The organism is Chloroflexus sp. (genome assembly GCF_056331925.1).
Genome location: NZ_JBWGQH010000027.1, coordinates 47804 through 66877, shown reverse-complemented (window position 1 = coordinate 66877; position 19074 = coordinate 47804). Strand labels below are relative to the sequence as shown.

The 19074-nt window shown below is 54.9% G+C and carries 18 protein-coding genes and 2 tRNA genes; 15 read left to right on the top strand and 5 right to left on the bottom strand.

Annotated features, from left to right (window positions below):
* The first annotated feature begins 145 nt into the window (after nt 1–145).
* The 9 genes from AC01ZF_RS13935 (at nt 146) to AC01ZF_RS13895 (ending at nt 6735) form a co-directional block, all read left to right on the top strand.
* On the top strand, nt 146–361 hold the full coding sequence (locus AC01ZF_RS13935) for a VOC family protein (RefSeq protein ID WP_476575439.1): 216 nt from the start codon (nt 146–148) through the stop codon (nt 359–361).
* Between the two features lie 120 nt (nt 362–481).
* Nucleotides 482–715 (top strand): glycosyltransferase, encoded by a 234-nt coding sequence (locus AC01ZF_RS13930; protein ID WP_428112160.1) that lies wholly within the window; start codon nt 482–484, stop codon nt 713–715.
* A gap of 5 nt (nt 716–720) precedes the next feature.
* On the top strand, nt 721–1107 hold the full coding sequence (locus tag AC01ZF_RS13925; protein ID WP_476575441.1) for a hypothetical protein: 387 nt from the start codon (nt 721–723) through the stop codon (nt 1105–1107).
* A complete protein-coding gene (locus tag AC01ZF_RS13920; protein ID WP_476575438.1) occupies nt 1056–1304 on the top strand; it encodes a GNAT family N-acetyltransferase in 249 nt (82 codons plus the stop codon). The genes AC01ZF_RS13925 and AC01ZF_RS13920 overlap by 52 nt, the downstream gene beginning before the upstream one ends.
* Before the next feature lie 112 nt (nt 1305–1416).
* Nucleotides 1417–1596 (top strand): class I SAM-dependent methyltransferase, encoded by a 180-nt coding sequence (locus tag AC01ZF_RS13915; protein ID WP_476575437.1) that lies wholly within the window; start codon nt 1417–1419, stop codon nt 1594–1596.
* Between the two features lie 102 nt (nt 1597–1698).
* Nucleotides 1699–2199, top strand: coding sequence for a hypothetical protein (locus AC01ZF_RS13910; RefSeq protein ID WP_428112166.1), 501 nt, complete (start codon nt 1699–1701; stop codon nt 2197–2199).
* Nucleotides 2200–2573: 374 nt separating this feature from the next.
* Complete coding sequence (gene pruA / locus AC01ZF_RS13905) at nt 2574–4139, top strand: L-glutamate gamma-semialdehyde dehydrogenase (protein WP_424677414.1); 1566 nt, start codon at nt 2574–2576, stop codon at nt 4137–4139.
* A 112-nt stretch (nt 4140–4251) separates the two neighbouring features.
* Nucleotides 4252–5106, top strand: coding sequence for a DUF72 domain-containing protein (locus tag AC01ZF_RS13900; protein WP_428112167.1), 855 nt, complete (start codon nt 4252–4254; stop codon nt 5104–5106).
* A 39-nt stretch (nt 5107–5145) separates the two neighbouring features.
* Nucleotides 5146–6735, top strand: coding sequence for a proline--tRNA ligase (locus tag AC01ZF_RS13895; protein ID WP_476575436.1), 1590 nt, complete (start codon nt 5146–5148; stop codon nt 6733–6735).
* Nucleotides 6736–7194: 459 nt separating this feature from the next.
* Here AC01ZF_RS13895 and AC01ZF_RS13890 read toward each other — a convergent pair whose 3' ends face one another.
* The 3 genes from AC01ZF_RS13890 to AC01ZF_RS13880 form a co-directional block, all read right to left on the bottom strand.
* Nucleotides 7195–7581, bottom strand: coding sequence for a NifB/NifX family molybdenum-iron cluster-binding protein (locus AC01ZF_RS13890; protein WP_424677417.1), 387 nt, complete (start codon nt 7579–7581; stop codon nt 7195–7197).
* Nucleotides 7578–8108: a thioredoxin domain-containing protein gene (locus AC01ZF_RS13885; protein ID WP_424677418.1), complete on the bottom strand. Its 531-nt coding sequence runs from the start codon at nt 8106–8108 to the stop codon at nt 7578–7580. The genes AC01ZF_RS13890 and AC01ZF_RS13885 overlap by 4 nt, the downstream gene beginning before the upstream one ends.
* A 139-nt stretch (nt 8109–8247) precedes the next feature.
* The gene (locus AC01ZF_RS13880; RefSeq protein ID WP_424677419.1) at nt 8248–10725 is read right to left on the bottom strand and encodes a glycoside hydrolase family 31 protein; all 2478 of its coding nucleotides are present in this window, start codon (nt 10723–10725) and stop codon (nt 8248–8250) included.
* Between the two features lie 1246 nt (nt 10726–11971).
* On the opposite strand from AC01ZF_RS13880, the gene AC01ZF_RS13875 reads away from it, so the two are divergent.
* The 3 genes from AC01ZF_RS13875 (at nt 11972) to AC01ZF_RS13865 (ending at nt 15273) form a co-directional block, all read left to right on the top strand.
* On the top strand, nt 11972–12418 hold the full coding sequence (locus AC01ZF_RS13875) for a hypothetical protein (protein ID WP_424677420.1): 447 nt from the start codon (nt 11972–11974) through the stop codon (nt 12416–12418).
* Between the two features lie 154 nt (nt 12419–12572).
* Nucleotides 12573–14066, top strand: a complete 1494-nt coding sequence (locus tag AC01ZF_RS13870; RefSeq protein ID WP_476575435.1) for a cryptochrome/photolyase family protein — start codon at nt 12573–12575, stop codon at nt 14064–14066.
* 784 nt (nt 14067–14850) lie between these two features.
* A complete protein-coding gene (locus AC01ZF_RS13865) occupies nt 14851–15273 on the top strand; it encodes a hypothetical protein (protein WP_476575434.1) in 423 nt (140 codons plus the stop codon).
* A 435-nt stretch (nt 15274–15708) separates the two neighbouring features.
* Here AC01ZF_RS13865 and AC01ZF_RS13860 read toward each other — a convergent pair.
* Both AC01ZF_RS13860 and AC01ZF_RS13855 read right to left on the bottom strand, forming a co-directional pair.
* Nucleotides 15709–15784, bottom strand: a tRNA-Ala gene (locus AC01ZF_RS13860).
* A gap of 49 nt (nt 15785–15833) precedes the next feature.
* Nucleotides 15834–15910: transfer RNA gene (locus AC01ZF_RS13855), tRNA-Ile, on the bottom strand.
* Nucleotides 15911–16136: 226 nt separating this feature from the next.
* Here AC01ZF_RS13855 and AC01ZF_RS13850 point away from each other — a divergent pair.
* Genes AC01ZF_RS13850 through AC01ZF_RS13840 form a run of 3 tightly spaced genes read left to right on the top strand, consistent with a single transcriptional unit; the run spans nt 16137 to nt 19067 of the window.
* Nucleotides 16137–16952: a heme ABC transporter ATP-binding protein gene (locus tag AC01ZF_RS13850; RefSeq protein ID WP_428112191.1), complete on the top strand. Its 816-nt coding sequence runs from the start codon at nt 16137–16139 to the stop codon at nt 16950–16952.
* Nucleotides 16933–18006 (top strand): heme/hemin ABC transporter substrate-binding protein, encoded by a 1074-nt coding sequence (locus AC01ZF_RS13845; RefSeq protein WP_428132530.1) that lies wholly within the window; start codon nt 16933–16935, stop codon nt 18004–18006. Before AC01ZF_RS13850 ends, AC01ZF_RS13845 begins: the two co-directional genes overlap by 20 nt.
* Nucleotides 18003–19067, top strand: coding sequence for a FecCD family ABC transporter permease (locus tag AC01ZF_RS13840; protein WP_424676175.1), 1065 nt, complete (start codon nt 18003–18005; stop codon nt 19065–19067). The genes AC01ZF_RS13845 and AC01ZF_RS13840 overlap by 4 nt, the downstream gene beginning before the upstream one ends.
* Nucleotides 19068–19074: the final 7 nt, after the last annotated feature.

The following is a 19074-nucleotide window of genomic DNA, read 5'->3' as shown; positions in this document are numbered from 1 at the left end:
ATCGATAGGAGCAGACGATGTTTAAATATGTTGTCCCCAAATTCCCTGCTGCCAATGGAACGGCTTCGGTCGAATTTTATAAGAGCAAATTGGGCTTTGTGGAACTTTTCACCTATGGCGATTGTGCTGCCGTTAAGCGTGACTCGTGGAAATCCACCTTTGGGAATGTCAGGATAAGAATATTGCCGAAAATACTGCCTGTCGGGTGGCAGTAGACGACATCGAAGCACGGTATGCAGAATATCAGCAAGCAGAAGTCATCCATCCAAACGGGACTTTGGAAGAAAAGCCTTGGGGAGTAAAAGAGTTTGTCGCGCTTGATAGGGATGGAAATTGGCTCTTTTTCCTTGAAAATGGTTAATTCCTGAAAGAATGCCGCCCAACCTACGCTTGCACCTGACGCCGCTCCGCGGTGCTTCGCGGCATAGGTGAAGCTCAGGCCGTTGGGCGGCTTTGTCAAGGCCAAGGAGATGTTCGTATTATGAGAATAACAATCTTGACAGTAGGTTCCCAGGGTGATGTTCAGCCTTATGCCTTATGTTGCGTTGGGATTGGTTTGCAGCGTGCGGGTTATGCCGTGCGACTTGCGACCGAGAGTGGTTTTGAAGCTTTTGTGAATAAATATGGTCTTGAGCATGCCCCTCTGCGGACGGAATTCATCCAACTGGCGCAGAGCGACAAGGGTAAAATGGCTTTATCTGGCAAGTGGAAGTAGATGGGATGAGCGTTTCCGTGCTCTCGTTGGCGTATGAACAACAAGCGTATCGGAAATTGGGGCGGCTGGAAAAAGCGCGAGCAATCCGGCGGTGGCTGGAAAAGCGGCTGTCCATGGTGCCATTTTGCCCTGAGGACCAACAACCAACGAAAGCGTTGATCCTGGCGGGGATGAAAGAGCACTGGGGCGTGCTGGACGAGAGCAAAAACCCCGATTTGGATGACATTGCGTCGTCGTATGCGGATGGGGTTTTCCTAGTAGCATGGCAAGATGAAGAGATAGCGGGCACAGGCGCGTTTCGACTAATATCCGATGCGACGGTGGAAATCGTCCACATGTCATGTCGGTCAAGAAGGAAAAGCGGCGGCAAAGAACCGGACGTGAAATCCTGACGGAATTATGCTGGTGGGCGTATCATCAAGGGTATAGGCGGGTGATTTTAGAAACAACGGCGAGTTGGGATGAAGTCATTGCGTTTTACCAGGCGTTTGGTTTTGAAGCCACGCATCAAGTGGCAGGTGATGTATATTTCGAGATGGATTCACAGAAGTTTGGAGAAAAGGAATACAGTACGTTGAGGGGCGGCTAACATTTCGTGCAGCGGACTAGCTTCACTTTGGCCTACGGCCTCGGCTCGCCAGCCGCTGACGCCTATCGTTGGGCAGCAGCCATTAAACGCCATAAGGAAAACAAGGAAAAACATGAAACTACCTGAATACGAATATAAAGGACTAATGGCAGAAGCCTGGGATGTATTACGTGGCGACACGTCAAATTGGGCAGACCGCCATTTCTATCTCGAAATCATTCAAAAATATGGACAGCCCGTTCTGGATGTTGGCTGTGGCACTGGGCGATTATTGCTGGATTATGCACAGTAAGGAGTTGATATTGATGGTGTTGATAATTCGCCAGAGATGTTAGCCATATGCAAATGTAAAGCGGATGAATTGAGCTTAAAGCCGAAATGATACAACCAATCCGTGGAAAACCTTGAACTTCCCCGCAAGTATCAGACCATTCTGGTTCCATCAAGCACATTGCAATTAATCACTGAATTGGAAGCGGTAGAACGAGTAATGAAACGACTATATGCACACTTACTGTCAGGTGGTATATTAGTTGCATCACTTATGACTTTATGGAAAGAAGGAGAGTCGCTTGAGTCGGAATGGGAGCAAACAGCAGTTCGTAAAGCAGATGGTGTAACGTTTCGTAGAGTGGTTCGCTCTTGGTTCAATCCTATTAGCGAATGTGAGAGTACAGAAGATTTATATCAAAAAATGATTGACGAAAAAGTTGTAATAGAAGAATTGTATAAACGATCACCAGCAACACGTTCTTACAGCCAATCTCAAGTAAAAGATTTATTTGAAAAAGCAGGCTTCCAGAATGTACAGTTGTTTAGCGGTTTTACCTTTGATATGATTAAACCTGAGGATCGACTGTTTGTTGTGATGGAGCAAAAGTTATCACCCGCATAAAATACTACTCAATGTTGGAGATGGTGTTTTTGCACGTTTGCTACGTTGGTCGTGCTCAATCCTTATTTACTATTCCACGGCTGAGTTATATCCCTCCCACTGCTAACAGACAGACTGCACTCATGTGGCAGAGATGTGAATACCGCCAACGGCAATCTACATTTGCCCGCCGCCTTCGTTGCTCTGACGCTGGCAATGACATCGTTGTGCTGACCGACGGTACCACCGCCTTGAACGGTAATCCATTGTCTACTGCCACGATGGGTAGAGCGGTTGTGAACCGCATCCCCGACTATCTCTGTTTGATGAATCTTTATTATTTCCCTGCTACAATGGTGCTGTGACGGTAACCCTAAAACAGTAAGGAGCAGAATATGCTGACCCCTTTTCAGAATGAGCCGTTTGGGAACTTTGATAGCGGTGATCGTCGGGCGGCAATGCAACGCGCGATCCGGCACGTCGCCGGGCAACAGGGAGGGACCTACCCGCTAGTCATCGGCGGCGAGCACATCATCACCGAGCGCAAACTGGTCTCGATTAACCCGGCTGAGCCGAAGAAAGTTGTTGGTTATGTAAGTAGTGCCTCGCAAGAGCAGGCTCATCAGGCGGTGGTAGCCGCCGATGCCGCCTTTCGCTCATGGTCGCGCACACCGGTGAGCGCGCGGGCACAGGTCTTGCTGCGCGCAGCGGCGATTATGCGCCGGCGGAAGGAAGAGCTGGCGGCGTGGATGATGCACGAAGTCAGCAAGAATTGGGTCGAAGCCGATGCTGATGTGGCCGAGGCGATTGACTTTTGCGAGTGGTATGCGCGGCAAGCGCTCGCGTTGCAAGGCGAGCGGCAACCGCTCGTGCCCTATCCCGGCGAATGTAATGAGTTGCGCTACATTCCGCTGGGGCCGGGGTTGGCCATTCCGCCGTGGAATTTTCCGCTTGCTATCACAACAACGCTGACCGTTGCCCCGATTGTGGTTGGCAATACGGTGGTGCTGAAACCGTCGCCGCGCGCGCCGGTTACGGCCAATCTGTTGGTACAGATTTTGGAAGAGGCTGGCTTGCCGCCGGGAGTAGTCAATCTCGTCACTGGTGAAGATGCGGTGATCGGTGACTTTCTGGTTGATCACCCGCTGGTGCGCTTTATCGGCTTCACCGGCTCGAAGAATGTCGGCTTGCGCATTCAGCAGCGCGCCGCTGTGCGCCAACCTGGCCAGAACTGGCTCAAGCGCTCGATCCTTGAGATGGGCGGCAAAGATGCGATCATCGTTGATGAGACGGCTGATCTGGAAGCGGCGGCGACCGGTATCGTGATCAGTGCATTTGGATTTCAGGGTCAGAAATGCAGTGCCTGTTCGCGAGCCATTGTGGTCGATCGGGTATACGATCAGGTGTTGCAACGGGTGATTGAGAAGGCGAGAGCTTTACGTCTGGGCAACCCAACGAAACCAGAGACCGATATGGGGGCGGTGATCGACCAGCGTGCCTTCGATTCGATCAGCCAGTATATTGCGATTGGGCAGGAAGAGGGCCGCTTGGTCGCCGGTGGCGAGGTGATCGATCACGAGCTGGTCAAGGATGGTGGCTTCTTCATTAATCCGACCATCTTCGCCGATGTCAAGCCGCATGCCCGCATTGCCCAAGAAGAGATTTTCGGGCCAGTGCTGGCCTTTATCCGCGCTGCCAACTTCGACGAGGCCCTAGCCATCGCGAACGATACCGAATATGGCCTGACCGGCGGTCTCTATAGCCGCAATCTCGAACGGCTGGAACGGGCACGCGAAGAGTTCCACGTTGGCAATCTCTACTTTAACCGCAAGTGTACCGGCGCGCTAGTGGGGGTGCAGCCGTTCGGCGGCTTCAATATGTCGGGCACCGACAGCAAGGCCGGAGGGAGTGATTATTTGCGCTTGTTCACTCAGCCAAAGGTGATCACCGAGCGGTTTTAGTCTAACGCAAAAGCGCAAAGGACACAAAGAGCGCAAAGGGTGTCAACGCAAAGGCGCGGAGGGGCAAATAAGATACACTGAGAAGTAGTATCATTTGGCTTTGGAGCCTACGATGATCAGAATTGGCTGTGCTGTCTGGGCGTACCCCGGTTGGGTAGGGGATTTTTTTCCACCAGGGACGCGCAGTAGCGAATTTCTCAAGCTCTATAGTCGGCAACTTACGACCGTCGAAGGTAATACGACCTTCTATGCCACGCCATCATCGGCAACCGTAGCACGGTGGGCCACCGAGACGCCGGCCACCTTTCGCTTTTGCTGCAAATTGCCGCGCGAGGTGAGCCATGGTGGGTCGCTGGCCGCGAAGGTGCCGCAGGCGCGCGCCTTTGTCGAACGGATGCAGGGCCTTGGTGAACGGTGTGGCCCCTTCTTCCTGCAACTACCGCCGGGGTACGGTCCAACACGACTGGCCGATCTGGAGCGATTTCTGGCCGGTTGGCCGACAGAAGCTGCGTTGGCGGTAGAAGTACGGCATCCTGATTGGTATGTGCCAATGGGTGAGGAGCCACTGATGGCGTTGCTCAACCGTTATCGGATCGGGTGGGTAGTGATGGATGTACGTCCCATTCGTGACCCAGATGATCCGGGTGGCGCATTACTCAATGATGCGCGTGAGCGTAAACCCGATGTGCCGCTCCGCCCATTACGCGGTGGTGGGCCGACGTTGATCCGCTATATCGGGCATCCCGATCTTGAGCGTAACGATCCGTTTCTTGAGGAATGGGCGGCGCGTGTGACGGAATGGGCACAAACTGACCCGCGTATATATCTGTTTATGCACTGCCCCGACGAAGCACAGTCGCCACGCTTGTGCCGCGATATTACAGCACGATTGCGGAACCGTGGTGCGCCGATCGCCGAGGCAGAGCCGAAGCCGAATGAGCCACCGGCACAGTTGGGCTTGTTTTGAGATGGTTAGAACGCGAGAGGATAAGAGGGAACGACACCAATGCAACTAGCTACCCTGTTTGGTCGCACACTGCGCCAAGCACCCGCTGAAGCAGATACACTCGCCACCCAACTGCTCTGGCGGGCAGGAATGCTGCGCACGCTGAACGACGGTGAACCGGTGCTGCTCCCACTCGGCAGTGCCATACTTCGCCGACTCGCTGCGATCCTTGGTACCGCCGTGCAGAACGATGGCGCCCAAGAGATCGTCGTACCAACGACATCCACCGCTTCGTGGAGCGATACGGTAACGGCACTGGCTCGGCGCGACATCGATTCGTACCGCCAATTGCCACAATTGCTGTGGAGTTGGCGATGCCGCAAACGTTTGGCTACCCACCCACGTGGACTACTTGACTTACCCACCCCAACAACGTTGAGTTGGGCTGTGCTAGCACTCGATGAGGAGCAGGCTCAGCAGCACCTTACGGCAACTCGCAACCGGCTGAGCACCGCGTTGCGTCAATGTGGCCTTGATCATATCGCGGCAGCATTGCAAGCTCCTGGCACCGCAACGATTATCGTTGATAGCCTGGCTAAGCCGGTCGCCACACTCGATTGTCCAGCTTGCGGATTCCGTGCCCCTCTGGAACAAGCACCACTGGCGCCGTTACCGCCGTATGCCGGTCCTACGCTGGCGATGAGTTTGATCGAGACTCCCGGCGCGAATACGATCGCGGCGCTGGCCGCATATCTCGGCATACCAACGGCAGCCACGGCGAAGGCTCTCTTCTTTTACGACAATCGTGGGCAACGGTTGGTGTTTGCCGTAGTGCGCGGCGACCGCGAAGCGAGTCTGGTCAAACTGGCTGCGGCAATTAATGCCGGTGAACTCACACCGGCTAGCGCCGAGCAGATCGTAGCCTGTGGTGCAACGCCGGGCTACGCTTCACCGATTGGGATACACGATGTGTTGGTTGTCGCAGACTATACCGTCGTGAATGGCACACCGCTGGTGGCCGGCGCCAACCGACCCGGCTATCATTTGCGCGATGTGGTTTACGGACGCGATTGGGAAGCGACGCTGGTCGCAGACATTGCGCAAGCGGTGGTCGGTGATCCGTGCCCGCGCTGTGGAACGGCGCGGATTGAAGGGTATGGTGCAGCGATCGGCACAATCACTGCTCCGCAACAAACTGCACTGCCCATCCAAGATGCCGGTGGGCAAAACCGGTTCCTATGGATAGCCGGCATCGAACTCGATCTCGAACCACTCATCCATCTCGCCGTCGAACAGCACCACGACGAACGAGGGATCGTCTGGCCAGCAGCCATCGCACCGGCGGATATTCATCTCGTCACGATTGGGCGCGGAGAAGCCATCGTGACCGCAGCGCACACCCTCGCTGCCGAACTACGCAACGCCGGTTGGTCGGTGTTGATTGATGACCGTGACGAACGGGCCGGGGTCAAATTCAACGACGCCGACCTGATCGGCGCGCCGTGGCGATTGGTGGTAAGCGAGAAACTGCTGGCCGCCGGGCAAGTCGAAGTGCGCCGGCGCACCGAGGCTCAAGCGACGGTAATCGCACAGACCAAGGTGCTAGCGTGGTTGCGAGGCGTGAGTATAACGAGTAGGAATAAGGAATAGTAAACTTCGTTCAGACCATTTCGCAAGTATGGATGTATTTAGCGCGCGCCGCTTGTGAAATACAATCGGCGTGAGCTGACCGGCAGCCAATTCTAACCGTGCATCGGCTCGGCGACCAGTTCTCGCAATAAATCATCTTCATCTTCAATCAGTTTGGCCAAAGCTTTCGGCAACGTATCCTGTATTTTTCAATCGCGTGACGTATTCCGATAGTCCTCACGGGCTGCCTCAATCGCTTTGGCCCTCACCCCTTGCTCGCTGGGAGGTGATCACGGCGCAAAGCAAGCAAACGCCCATAAGGATGGGAACGCAAAGGCGCAGAGGAACGCAGAGGACGCGAAGATATTTGGGATGGCGATCATCCCGGCGACCCTGCGCTCTCAGGATCAGTGATCCGGGAGATAAGGGCCACCCAAGGAGACGAAGCCCATTACATCGGGGCAAAGCACACAGCGCTGCTCAATGCCGGTGATGCACCCGTTCAGGATGGTGGGTCAGCGTACCGTTCACATACGCCTGCACGGCTTCATCAATCGTGCGCAAGGGAGTGCAGATGGCCTGTATGCCGGCAGCTTGCACACCTTGGAAAGCCGGTTCACCCATGCCGCGGGCCACAATCATCTGGCAATCAGACACGGCTTCTACCAACCAGTGGTGCGCGTCGTGACGGTGATGGTGATGATGATGATCGTGCTCTTCATCTCCATGATGATGGTGCCGCCCTTTCGGACGCACTTCCCGATTCACCACCTGCCCCTGCTCAATCGTCACCACCTCATACCACTGTGCCCGGCCAAGATGTGGACTTATCGTATGATGATCATCGGTCGCAAACGCGATTTTCACGGTGTCCTCCTAGTTGATCGCTTCGCAGTAACATCGCGCACCCATGACGTAACCGCTTTCCAGATCGGGCAGCGGTCGTACACCGCGCTAAAGAAGATGAGACCGGCCAATACCAACAAGGGCCAGCCACCAACCCCAAACCACACCAGACCGACCAAGACTAACGCGATCACGATTCGCAACAAGCGTTCGAGCGGCTGCAAGCGCGGCGGCGTCTTGCCTTCGGCCAAATGCTGGAAGAGTGAGCGTAACTCTGCCTCAGATTTGGCACCAAGCTGACGGGTCACCTCTTGACCATCGCGGTATGCAATCAACGTCGGAATACCGTAAATCCGTAGTTCGCGGAGCAGATCGGGGTGCTCCTCCGCATTCACTTCCCACAGTGCCACGCGACCCTGATATTCTTGGGCCAATCGCTTGAGGATTGGTCGTGTCACCCGGCATGGCATACACCACGGTGCCCAGACATCAACCACGACCGGTTGCGTGTAGGTACGCAGATGGTTTTGATATTCGGTCATCTTCATCAGATGGAACTCCTGCCGTTCAAGCACAAATCTCTTATGATTAAGATGCACCAACTGAAGATGACGTTACAAGCCAAACAGATAGGACAGAGAGGATTAGCCTCTCTGCACTACGGCATACAGCTCACCTGGAACACCATCATTCGGATTGAGCCAATACGTCACCGGGAGCAGTTTCCTCAATTACCACCACAAAACCCTGCCCGTGATCGGCAAACGTCACCTGCTCACCGACCACAGCGTGACGTTCACCGTTAACGGTTATGGCAACCGGCTGCACACCGTGGATCACGAGTGTCACCGCTTCCCGCACAAACTCGGCAAAGCCATCACCGCGCACCGTTGCCGTCAACGTAATCCGTTGACCGCGTCGTTCGACGGTGAAGGTGGTACGGTAGTAGGCACCGTGCTGGAAAGCCATTGTCAAGCCATCATCTTCGTGCAAGTCGGAGGTGTAGATACCATCGAATAGTGGTACAAACAGGTGCAGCTCAAGCCGTGTCGGGTAGTAGTCCATCGTGGAAGGGGGCACGTCCGGCCAGAGCGGGATGACCGCGCCGGCGCGCACCAACAGCGGAATACGGTCGAGCGGTGCTGCCGCGACGATAAACTGCTCGCCGGTGTACCACGCATCGCTATACCAGTCGTACCACTCGCCCGCCGGGAGGTAGAGCTGCCGGGAGGTAGCACCGGCAACATATACCGGCGCCACCAGCAGATCACGACCCAACAAGAACTGGTCATCAATCGTGTGAGTGAGCGGATCGGACTGATAAGCAAACACCAGCGGTTGCTGCACCGGTTCACCGGTTTCGACCGTGTGCATAAAGGCCGTGACGAGATACGGCATCAGCCGGTACCGTAACGCAATCGCAGCACGGGCGATGCGCTCGACAGCCGGACCAAACGACCAGACATACTGGTCAATATGACCATACGCGCTATGATTCCGACAAAACGCCGTCAGCGCTGCACACTGTATCCACCGCGCGAACAATTCGGGAGAGGTATCACCGGCAAACCCGCCGACATCGGCCCCGACAAACGCCTGACCGGAGAGGCCCATTCCCATCGCCATGGGCATACTCAGCCAGAGGTGATCCCAGCGCGCACAGTTATCGCCCATCCAGTTGGCAGCGTACCGTTGAATACCGGCAAAACCGGCCCGCGACAACACAAACGTGCGCCGGTCGGGAAACGCGGCACGCAACCCTTCGACGGTTGCCATCGCCATGAGGAGGGCATACTGATTGTGATAGCGCTCGTGCGGTTCACACCCGCCGTTAAAGCGCATCGCGTAAGGCGGAATATCACCGGTTGCCGGTTCATTCATATCATTCCAAATACCGGCAATACCCGACCGCGCATGGTCAGCGTTGAGCTGCCCCCACCACGTCCGCACGTCGGGCTTCACAAAATCAGGAAACGCAGTGCGTCCCGGCCAGACCTGCCCGATGTAGATATCACCACTACTCGTGCGACAGAAGAAATCGTTGGCCCGACCCGTCTCGTACAGCGCAAACTGCGGGTCAACCTTCACCCCCGGATCGACAATCGTAATCAGGCGAAAGCCTTGGTCATGCAATTGTTGGGCAAGGGTACGCGGATCGGGAAACAGCTCACGGTTCCACGTAAAGACCCGATACCCATCCATATGTTCGATATCGAGCCAGAGCGTATCGCATGGAATGCAACGTTCGCGGTGCCGAGCAGCGAGCGCCAGCACTTCAGATTGGTCGTAGCGATGCCAACGGCACTGATGATAGCCCAACGCCCAGATCGGCGGCGGCGCAAGGCGACCGGTTAGCCAGGTAAATCCTTCTAGGATTGCAGCCATCTGCGGCCCGGCAAAGATGTATTCGATATACTGACCACCGAGCGCGCAGATACCATACGTTTCCGGCGGGGTAAAATCAACATGCACCCGATAACTATTATCGAGAAAAAAGCCCGCGGCGTTGCCGTGCCGATCAAGATGGTAAAAAAACGGGATCGAGACATAGTAGGGATCGAACTCGGTACTGGTATTTTTAGTACGCGGATCAGACGGATCACGCCCAACGGCGAATTCCGCTTCACCTTGCGGACTGAGCACGTCGTTATTCCACAGAATAAAATCGCGCCCTTTACGATTAAGCCGACCGGTCTTCTCTCCCAAACCGAGAAAAGCGTCTTCACGGGCACACACACGATGAAACGCAAACGCATCATTAAGGGTCGCGTAAGCCCATGGCCGTCCATCATGACCGATTGCCGTATCTAATACCACACTGCCATCAGCACGACAGACGCGCACCGAAAACGGATCACGCCCAATCACCACCTCAAGGTGTACCCCACGCAAAACAACGCCCGCCGCCGTCTCAACAATGTGAAACACAGGAATCGGCGTTGCCATCACATCAACAGCAACGGCATACGTCGGATGCTCATCAAACACCCCACCACGACTGATCTTCAAACGAACGATATCATCGCGGATGAACTCCACCCGCAGCCACTCATGATCGAGCGCGGCCAAGATACCGCGTTCAATCGGTTGCACCCGCTCAAGGCGTGACAACGGCAGAAAATAACGGGTATCGGTCAAGCCGACCCGTGCCGGCGCGTGCGTCATGGCAGTCTCCTCAAGTTCACAAGCGTAGTATCAGCGGACAATTGTAACATAGCAGCGCGATGATACGACATGCACAATAGCGAACATTTGTACGGATAGGTCTTAGACCGACGCCGGATATGCCCGATTTGATCATAATACAGCCATAACATCTATGCTAAAATAGCGAGTATCCGATGGTACGGCCACACTCGGTGATGAAAAATCTCATGTTGGTGTGATTCGAGTGTTAGACTGGAAACAAACCGAATACACCCACGATGCTTCTTTTAGTATCTGCACGATGAAGTTGCAGGGCGTGAGATCGTGATTGTTGTTCAAGTGCTAACCAAGCCTTGGATCATCTGCTCGATAGCCGTCAACAGCGTCTTTTACGCAGCGGATATGGTGGTCACCATGCGCAAACTTGTCCGCGTCGCCCGCAGTGGCGGGCGGGTCGTCATCACTGCCTGGAGACCGCCCGAGAAGTGCGAATTCTTAAGGGCAGTGATGCCTGCGCTCGGGCCACTAATGCCGCTTCCATGGCTGTGAGCCTCTTGGCATTCCCGGCTACACCGGCTCCTTACACGTTCGATTCGCCTTACCCGCCGCCGGGCACGGCTTCTCCTACCTTGCCCCCTATCCGCCACCGCAAACACCCGTATCACCACTACCCACCCCCTCACCCCTCCTCTCGCCGACCTCTACGCCTGCTACCTCAGGTTAGAGCGGGACTATGTTAACCAGCTGATAGGCTACTTTGTTCTGCACGAAATTGCAGGCGTTGATGGGGTAATCCCCAAGCCGGCGATAACAAAGGTGGGAATCGGCGCAAGGCCCAGTCAGTTGCGGACGACTGTCCTCCCCCAACAAAATCAGCCTTAAGACGGATAGACGCCGGCATCAAAGCTTGCTATACTTTTCACAGGTCGAGCGATGGAGCAACAGACGTCGCTCGACATCAATCCTCCTAATCCTCACTGTTGCTCCCCATAATCCCCCTACGGCCACCGGCAAGTGGCCGTTGCCACATGTGTGACGGGTCGCGGCGGCAATGCCCTGCGACCCCTCCCGCTTTTTACAGGGTTGATACCGACATAGCTGTATCGGGGACAAACGCCGGAACGGATTGCCGAATGGGGAGCAAACGGTGGGTACCCCACCTGCAAAACAGACATCTGCAATACAGTATAATGACAGCACACTCATGCAGCAATTGCGTTATACTAAAATATGTAGCGACGAGCAAGGCTTTAAGGAGTCGGGTGTGTTGACCTCAGATGAGTTGACGCCAACGAGCAATGGCTGCACGCAACGTGAGCTAGAAATCCTGCGCCGTGAATTGAATGAAGCGCAGGCGCTGATCCGTTCGCTGCGCCGCCAATTGGAGAAGACGATGGCGGCAGCCCAAGAGGCTCAGCGCGCTCACGCGAAGATGGTCGAGACGCTGACCGAAACGATGCGCGAAAATACGATTCTCTGCCACGAACGTGATATGTGGCGTGCTCGCGCTCAGCGTCTCGAATCCCTACGACACGAAGAACCTCGTCCCGGTGCAGTCATTGATATTAGTTCGCTCGCTGGCCAGATTAGCGAAGACGAAGCAAATGCTATCCGCAAAGCAATGGCCCGTCTCCACCATCCTGATGTTGGCGGCGATCCCGAACGGATGAAGGCGTGGAACGCTGCCCTCGACCGCCTCTTCCGCCAGTAGTGCCTATCTTCTCACCACCGAGCGTGCAGAGGACGCCGAGGCTTATGATCCAACCATTGCGTTCCTTTGCGGCTTTGCGAACCGGACAGCCGCCCGGCTCTACCGCGCCTTGGCCCGCTCTGCGTCTTGATGACACCTTCTCAACCGATCACTTATGACTACGCTTTCTGAATCGGTCTGGATCCTCGGCGACCAACTTAGCGCCGTCCATCCCGGTTTGGCTATCGGGCGGCGGGTGGTGTTGATCGAATCGCTGGCTCGCCTTAATCAACGCCCGTATCACCGTCGCAAGCTGGTGTTGCTGATCAGTGCTATGCGCCATTACGCTGCTGAACTACGTGTAGCCGGCTACGACGTCGATCTCCGTAGAGCACCCGATTTTCTGAGCGGCTTGCGTGACCATGTCGCCTCGTTTGGGGTACAACACTTGTACTGCCTCGCCGCCGCCGAATATGCCACCCGCCAATTCCAACACCGTCTCGCAGCCGAACTCGGTATTCCGGTGACGATCTTGCCTAATACCCTCTTCCTCGTAGAACGCTTCCCTCTGCCCCGCTCACCGGCGTTGATGGAGCCGTTCTACCACATGATGCGCCGGCAGACCGGCCTCTTGATTGAGTCAGACGGGCAGCCCACCGGTGGTGTGTGGAATTTCGACCGCGAGAATCGTCGTCGGTACGATGGAAGACCGGTACCGCCGCCGTTGCGCTTTCCGCCCGACACAATTACCCGGCAGACGATTGCCGACCTCGTCGTTGCCTGTCCTCACGCCATCGGGAGTGTCGAGGAGTTCGATTTGCCGGTTACGCGAGCCCAGGCCCTCACCGCACTCGATGATTTTATCACGCACCGTTTACCTGACTTCGGCCCGTTTGAAGACGCGATGAGTAGTGCGCACGCAGTGCTCTTCCATTCCCAGCTCTCTCCTCTCCTGAACATTGGACTGCTTGATCCGTTGGAAACGGCCCAAGCGGCAGTAACAGCATACCAACGCGGCCACGCACCGTTAGCCTCGGTCGAGGGCTTTGTACGCCAAATTATCGGCTGGCGCGAATACATTTACTACCGCTATTGGGAATTGATGCCCGGCCTATTACGGGCCAATGCTTGGGGCGCGGAACGGCCATTGCCAGCATGGTATTGGACAGGTCAGACTCGTATGCGTTGTTTGCACTGCGTGATTCAACGGGTGTTGCAGAATGGTTATTGCCACCATATCGAACGCTTGATGGTGCTGTGCAATTTTGCTATGCTGGCCGGGGTTCAGCCTCAAGCGGTGAACGACTGGTTTCTTGAATGTTATGTCGATGCGTATGAGTGGGTAGTCACGCCGAATGTGATCGGAATGGGGTTGAATGCCGATGGAGGGCGCACGGCGACCAAGCCATACATTGCCAGCGCCGCTTACATCGACAAGATGAGCGACTACTGCAAGGGGTGCTTCTACGATCGCAAAGCGCGGGTTGGGCCGCGCGCCTGCCCGTTCAATACCCTCTACTGGCACTTCCTCATCAGCCACGAAACGCGCCTGCGCGCTAACCCTCGTCTTGGCCCGGCGGTGTTAGGGCTAAGCCGGCTCAGCGCCGCTGAGCGGGAAGCAATTGCGGCGCAGGCAGAAGAGGTGTTGGGGAAAATGAACGAGTTGTAGCTGGATGATGCGAGGATGAAGTGCGGCGGTCACACTGCCGCACGCTAGATTCAAGCGTACTAACCTCATGTCTTAGCCCGGCAGTCCCAGATCTCGGTCATCTCAACACTGCGGACTGGGGAGCACAAGCCATCCGGTCACATACGCGATTAGGACGGATGGGTAAGTTGTAGCCGGATGATGCCTCAGCTATAATATTGAAGGCTGGCCTTTCCAAACAACACCACACAGAGCAAGACCCATGACAAAAAGCATCGCAGTCCAACGAACGGTTTCGGCGTTACCATGGATGGCTATCCCCGCTCTTATCACTGGTATTGCGATCACGGTCATCCTCAGCGCTATTCTCATCTAAACCAATTTCTTCTTCACCTACACACTTGACGATCCCTACATTCATCTTGCCCTAGCCGAGAGTATTGCCAGAGAGCATTACGGCGTCAACGAACACGAATTTTCCTCACCATCATCGAGTATCATTTGGTCATTTCTCTTGACCATATTTGGCGCACACCCCTTCGCACCACTGGTGATTAATATTCTGGTTCCTATTGGTATTGCTCTATTACTGCCAAGAACAGTGCAAATCGCCCTAGACCTCACCGATACGAGAAAAGATCGCACGATTACCTTATTTCTATCATTACTCATTATCTTTACTACGAATATTATCGGTCTTGTCTTTATCTTTAGCGGTATAGAGCATTCGCTCCAAGTGCTCTGCACATAGCTCATTGCCCACGGCTTAATTAGGTACGCGCGCTATCAGCAATTACCGCGATGGATGCCTGTTGTATTGGTTTTGGCGCCACTGGTGCAGTATGAAAATCTGGCGATTTCCTTCTTAGCTGCGATCTTCCTTATTACGCAAGGCAAACGCTGGCTTGGTATCGCAACCATCGTCTGCATTGGCCTTTTGGTAGGCGGTTTTTCGCTCTTCCTGATGTCACTAGGGTTGGCGCCGCTGCCCGCATCAGTGATTGTCAAATCAAAAGTGGAACTAGATCAAAGCGGGATATTTAATACCGGATTAAATATAATGATAAATTTATACACAAAACCGGGCATTACTCTAACATTTTTATTACTCATCATAATAACAGGCGTTTTTATCAATTATAGATACGTCCAAGAAACCATTGGCTTTGATAACCATGCTTGCCGTAGTAGCACACATGATGTTTGGCAGATATGGATGGTTCAGTAGATACGAGATCTATATTTTATCATTTATTTTAATTTTATGATACTTTATCTCTTTTCGTCACAGATTATCAACCTTTCTCGATTTCATAAATCGCTGAATATTGCGTTACTACTATTTTCATAGTCTAGAGTAATTTTCAAAATCTGTCAAGTATTTTCGATATTTTACGAATTGACAGGAAACTTGAAATAAGCAGATGACCGTCGCCAGTATGTTGCGTGTGTTATTTCTCAGTAGTTCACAAACGACCCGCTACCGCACGCTCACCGCCGGGCCACTGTTCGCCACGGCTGCGATGGAGATTGGAGCGCACCAACCCGCCATAGCAGACCGTGCGTTCGTGGGCTATGCCTCACCACAGTTCAGAGCAGCATAAAACACGGTGGGCCGTAGCATAGCTACGGCCCGCTCGTACAGCAGGAGGAAGGATTGAGGTGGTGGAGCGAAGGGGATTCGAACCCCTGACCTTCTGCGTGCAAAGCAGATGCTCTACCAACTGAGCTATCGCCCCAAAACAAGAGAGAATAGAGAATGCCAGCTCATTCCCTATTCTCTCGTGCTGGTGGGCGTAGGTGGACTCGAACCACCGACCTCGATCTTATCAGGATCGCGCTCTAACCGGCTGAGCTATACGCCCTCGCAACGCGGTGAAGTATAGCACAGCTCAGGTAGTGTGTCAAGTCATCGGTTACATGAGCAAACAACCTCTGCCTGCTTACGGCTGGTGGTGTTGTTTATCGCTTACCAAAGCGTTATATGAGTTTTTTGTGTTTTTGGTTGACAAATTTGTCAAATTAGTATATTCTAACTTTGTCGCTTAGCACGTAGTGAATGAGGCACACACCACCGAGGTACACACCACCATGGAACTGTTGGTTGCACAACACGTTGGGTACCGTATCGACGGGCGCTGGCTGGTGCAAGACGTCTCCCTGAGCTTGTCCGCCGGCGAGGTGGTGGCTCTCGTCGGGCCAAACGGTGCCGGCAAGAGTACGTTATTAAGCTTGCTGGCCGGTGATTGGCCGCCCACCACCGGGACGATCCGACTAGAAGGTCAAGAATTGGGTCGGCTATCGGCAACGGCACAAGCCCAACGACGTGCTGTGTTGCGTCAGCAAGTTGTCGTTACCTTTCCTTTCACCGCGCTTGAAGTGGTTCTCATGGGCCGCGCGCCGCATCTCTGTGGGCAACGGGAAGGTGAACACGATCTCGCCATTGCCCGTGAAGCAATGGCCCAAACTGAGACGGCTACATTTGCTCTGCGCTCGTTGCCAACCCTCTCCGGCGGCGAGCAGGCACGTGTCCAGCTCGCGCGTGTTCTGGCTCAAACGACTCCCGTCCTGCTTCTCGACGAACCAACCGCAGCCCTCGATTTACGTCACCAACACCGCGTATTACACCTGGCCCGGCAAGCAGCCGCTCAGGGAGGCGCCGCCCTGATCGTGCTGCACGATGTGAATCTGGCTGCCTTGTACGCCGACCGGATCGGAGTGATGCATCAGGGCCGCTTGTGCGCTATCGGGAAACCATGGGATGTTTTGCAAGCTGCACTGCTCAGCGACGTGTACGGTGTGCCGATCAAGGTTCAACAACATCCCCATGCGGCAGCACCTCTTGTGCTTAGTCTACCGGAGCATAGTACAAGGAGTTCCGTCACCTATGGTATCGAAGTTCACTAAGCCGTTTATTTTGCTGGTTTTGCTCGCACTTCTTAGTGCATGTGGTTCGAATTCTAGCGCTAATGCGCCGACCACCGCACCTGCGCCGACTACCGCACCTGCGCCGACCACCGCACCTGCGCCGACCACCGCACCTGCGCCGACTACCGCGCCCGTTGTGGTACCCACCACCCAACCCGCCTCAACCGTCGAACCGATACTGCCAGCTACCGTCACCGATTATCAAGGTGAAACGGTTGTTATCGAGTCGGTTGAACGGATTGTGAGTTTGTCCGGTGATATAACTGAGATCATCTTTGCACTTGGTATGGGTGATAACATTGTCGGGGTTGATATTAGCGCGACGTATCCCGCCGATAAAGTGAAGGCCCTCCCTAGTATCGGCTATCAGCGCCGTCTGAATGCCGAAGGTATTCTGTCGTTAAATCCGACCCTCGTGATCGGTACCGAGTCGGCTGGCCCACCGGAAGTCTTGGCACAAGTGCGTACAGCCGGGATACCCATTGCCCTCACTGCTGCCCCACCAACTCTTGAATCGCCTATCCAGAAGATCCTCTTCGTGGCGCGTGCACTCGGTATTCCGCAACGCGGCTATGAGCTAGCCGGACAGGTTGAGGCCGACATTGCCCGTGCTCGTGCCGAAGCTAGCTCCTTGACGCGCCAACCACGGGTCCTCTTCCTGTACTTGCGCGGTACCGATGTCCAGCAAGTTGCCGGTGCAAATACATCGATCGATGCAATGATTACGGCTGCCGGTGGTATCAATGCCGGTGCCGAAGCCGGGATTGTCAATTACGCGCCGTTGAGCGCAGAAGTGGTGATCGCTGCTCAGCCTGACGTGATACTCGTGCTTACAAAGGGTCTTGAATCGGTCGGCGGTATTGATGGTCTCCTCAGCATTCCCGGTCTAGCCGATACACCTGCCGGCCAACAACGACGAGTTATCGATTTCGATGATCTCTATCTGAACGGAATGGGACCACGCACCGGGCAAGCGCTGGCCGATCTCGTCGCTGCGTTTCGCAATGCAGTTGCTCAGACGGAGGGATCATGAGCGCAACGACGATGTCAACCTACCACCACACCGTCGTTAGAAGACGTACCTACGTGCTACCCGGGTTGATCCTCGCCCTTATCGGTACGTTACTCTTGGCTGTCGGGATCGGCGCCGTTGCCGTTCCACCGGATGTGGTGCTGGCCGTTATCTTGAGTAAAGTTGGTCTCCCGTTCGATGCGGCTGTTACTCAGCAGCAAGTGGCTGTCTTGTGGAACATCCGACTACCACGAGTCATCCTTGGCGCGTTTGTCGGCGCTGCATTAGCAGTGAGCGGTGCGCTCCTGCAAGGAATCTTTCGCAATCCTCTCGCCGATCCGGGCTTGATCGGCGTGAGCAGTGGCGCAGCTCTCGGTGCCGTCTTTACGATTATCAGCGGGATTGCTGTGTTCGGGATCTATACTTTGCCGATTGCCGCTTTCCTTGCCGGCGCCGCGACAACTCTGCTTGTGTACCGGCTATCACACCGCTCTGGTCGTACCGATGTCGCGATGCTGTTGTTGGTCGGACTAGCGCTCAACGCGCTGGCCGGTGCTACAACCGGTCTACTCACCTATCTGGCCGATGATGCCCAGTTGCGCTCGATTGTCTTCTGGACTCTTGGCGGGCTCGGTGGGGCATTGTGGGAAACGGTATTGACGGCAGTGCCACCGATTGTTTTGGCACTTCTCATCGCCCCACGCTTGGGGTCGCACCTCAATCTGTTCGCCCTTGGCGAGACCGAAGCCCGCCATCTTGGCGTCAATACTGAGTGGATCAAACGAGCGGTCGTCTTACTGGCTGCCTTAGCCACCGGTGCTGCTGTGGCTCTCGCCGGCCCGATTGGGTTCATCGGCTTGATCGTACCGCACATGGTACGTCTTGCTATCGGTCCCGATCACCGCCGATTGATCCCAACTTGCGCTTTGGGTGGTGCTATCTTGCTCGTCTTGGCCGATCTGCTTGCCCGTACCCTGGCTGCCCCCGCCGAGATTCCGGTTGGTCTCTTTACCTCTTTCGCCGGTGGGCCGTTTTTCCTCGCCCTAATCTTACGTAGCCGAAAGCACTATGGGTTTCATTAGGAGGATT

Bases quoted from the DNA above. Each gene is read 5' to 3' on its own strand.
- AC01ZF_RS13925 (WP_476575441.1), top strand. From the start codon at position 721: ATGAGCGTTTCCGTGCTCTCGTTGGCGTATGAACAACAAGCGTATCGG.
- AC01ZF_RS13900 (WP_428112167.1), top strand. From the start codon at position 4,252: ATGATCAGAATTGGCTGTGCTGTCTGGGCGTACCCCGGTTGGGTAGGG.
- AC01ZF_RS13915 (WP_476575437.1), top strand. From the start codon at position 1,417: ATGAAACTACCTGAATACGAATATAAAGGACTAATGGCAGAAGCCTGG.
- AC01ZF_RS13880 (WP_424677419.1), bottom strand. From the start codon at position 10,725: ATGACGCACGCGCCGGCACGGGTCGGCTTGACCGATACCCGTTATTTT.
- AC01ZF_RS13850 (WP_428112191.1), top strand. From the start codon at position 16,137: ATGGAACTGTTGGTTGCACAACACGTTGGGTACCGTATCGACGGGCGC.
- AC01ZF_RS13870 (WP_476575435.1), top strand. From the start codon at position 12,573: ATGACTACGCTTTCTGAATCGGTCTGGATCCTCGGCGACCAACTTAGC.
- AC01ZF_RS13895 (WP_476575436.1), top strand. From the start codon at position 5,146: ATGCAACTAGCTACCCTGTTTGGTCGCACACTGCGCCAAGCACCCGCT.
- AC01ZF_RS13840 (WP_424676175.1), top strand. From the start codon at position 18,003: ATGAGCGCAACGACGATGTCAACCTACCACCACACCGTCGTTAGAAGA.
- pruA (WP_424677414.1), top strand. From the start codon at position 2,574: ATGCTGACCCCTTTTCAGAATGAGCCGTTTGGGAACTTTGATAGCGGT.
- AC01ZF_RS13920 (WP_476575438.1), top strand. From the start codon at position 1,056: ATGTCGGTCAAGAAGGAAAAGCGGCGGCAAAGAACCGGACGTGAAATC.
- AC01ZF_RS13845 (WP_428132530.1), top strand. From the start codon at position 16,933: ATGGTATCGAAGTTCACTAAGCCGTTTATTTTGCTGGTTTTGCTCGCA.
- AC01ZF_RS13930 (WP_428112160.1), top strand. From the start codon at position 482: ATGAGAATAACAATCTTGACAGTAGGTTCCCAGGGTGATGTTCAGCCT.
- AC01ZF_RS13865 (WP_476575434.1), top strand. From the start codon at position 14,851: ATGCCTGTTGTATTGGTTTTGGCGCCACTGGTGCAGTATGAAAATCTG.
- AC01ZF_RS13885 (WP_424677418.1), bottom strand. From the start codon at position 8,108: ATGAAGATGACCGAATATCAAAACCATCTGCGTACCTACACGCAACCG.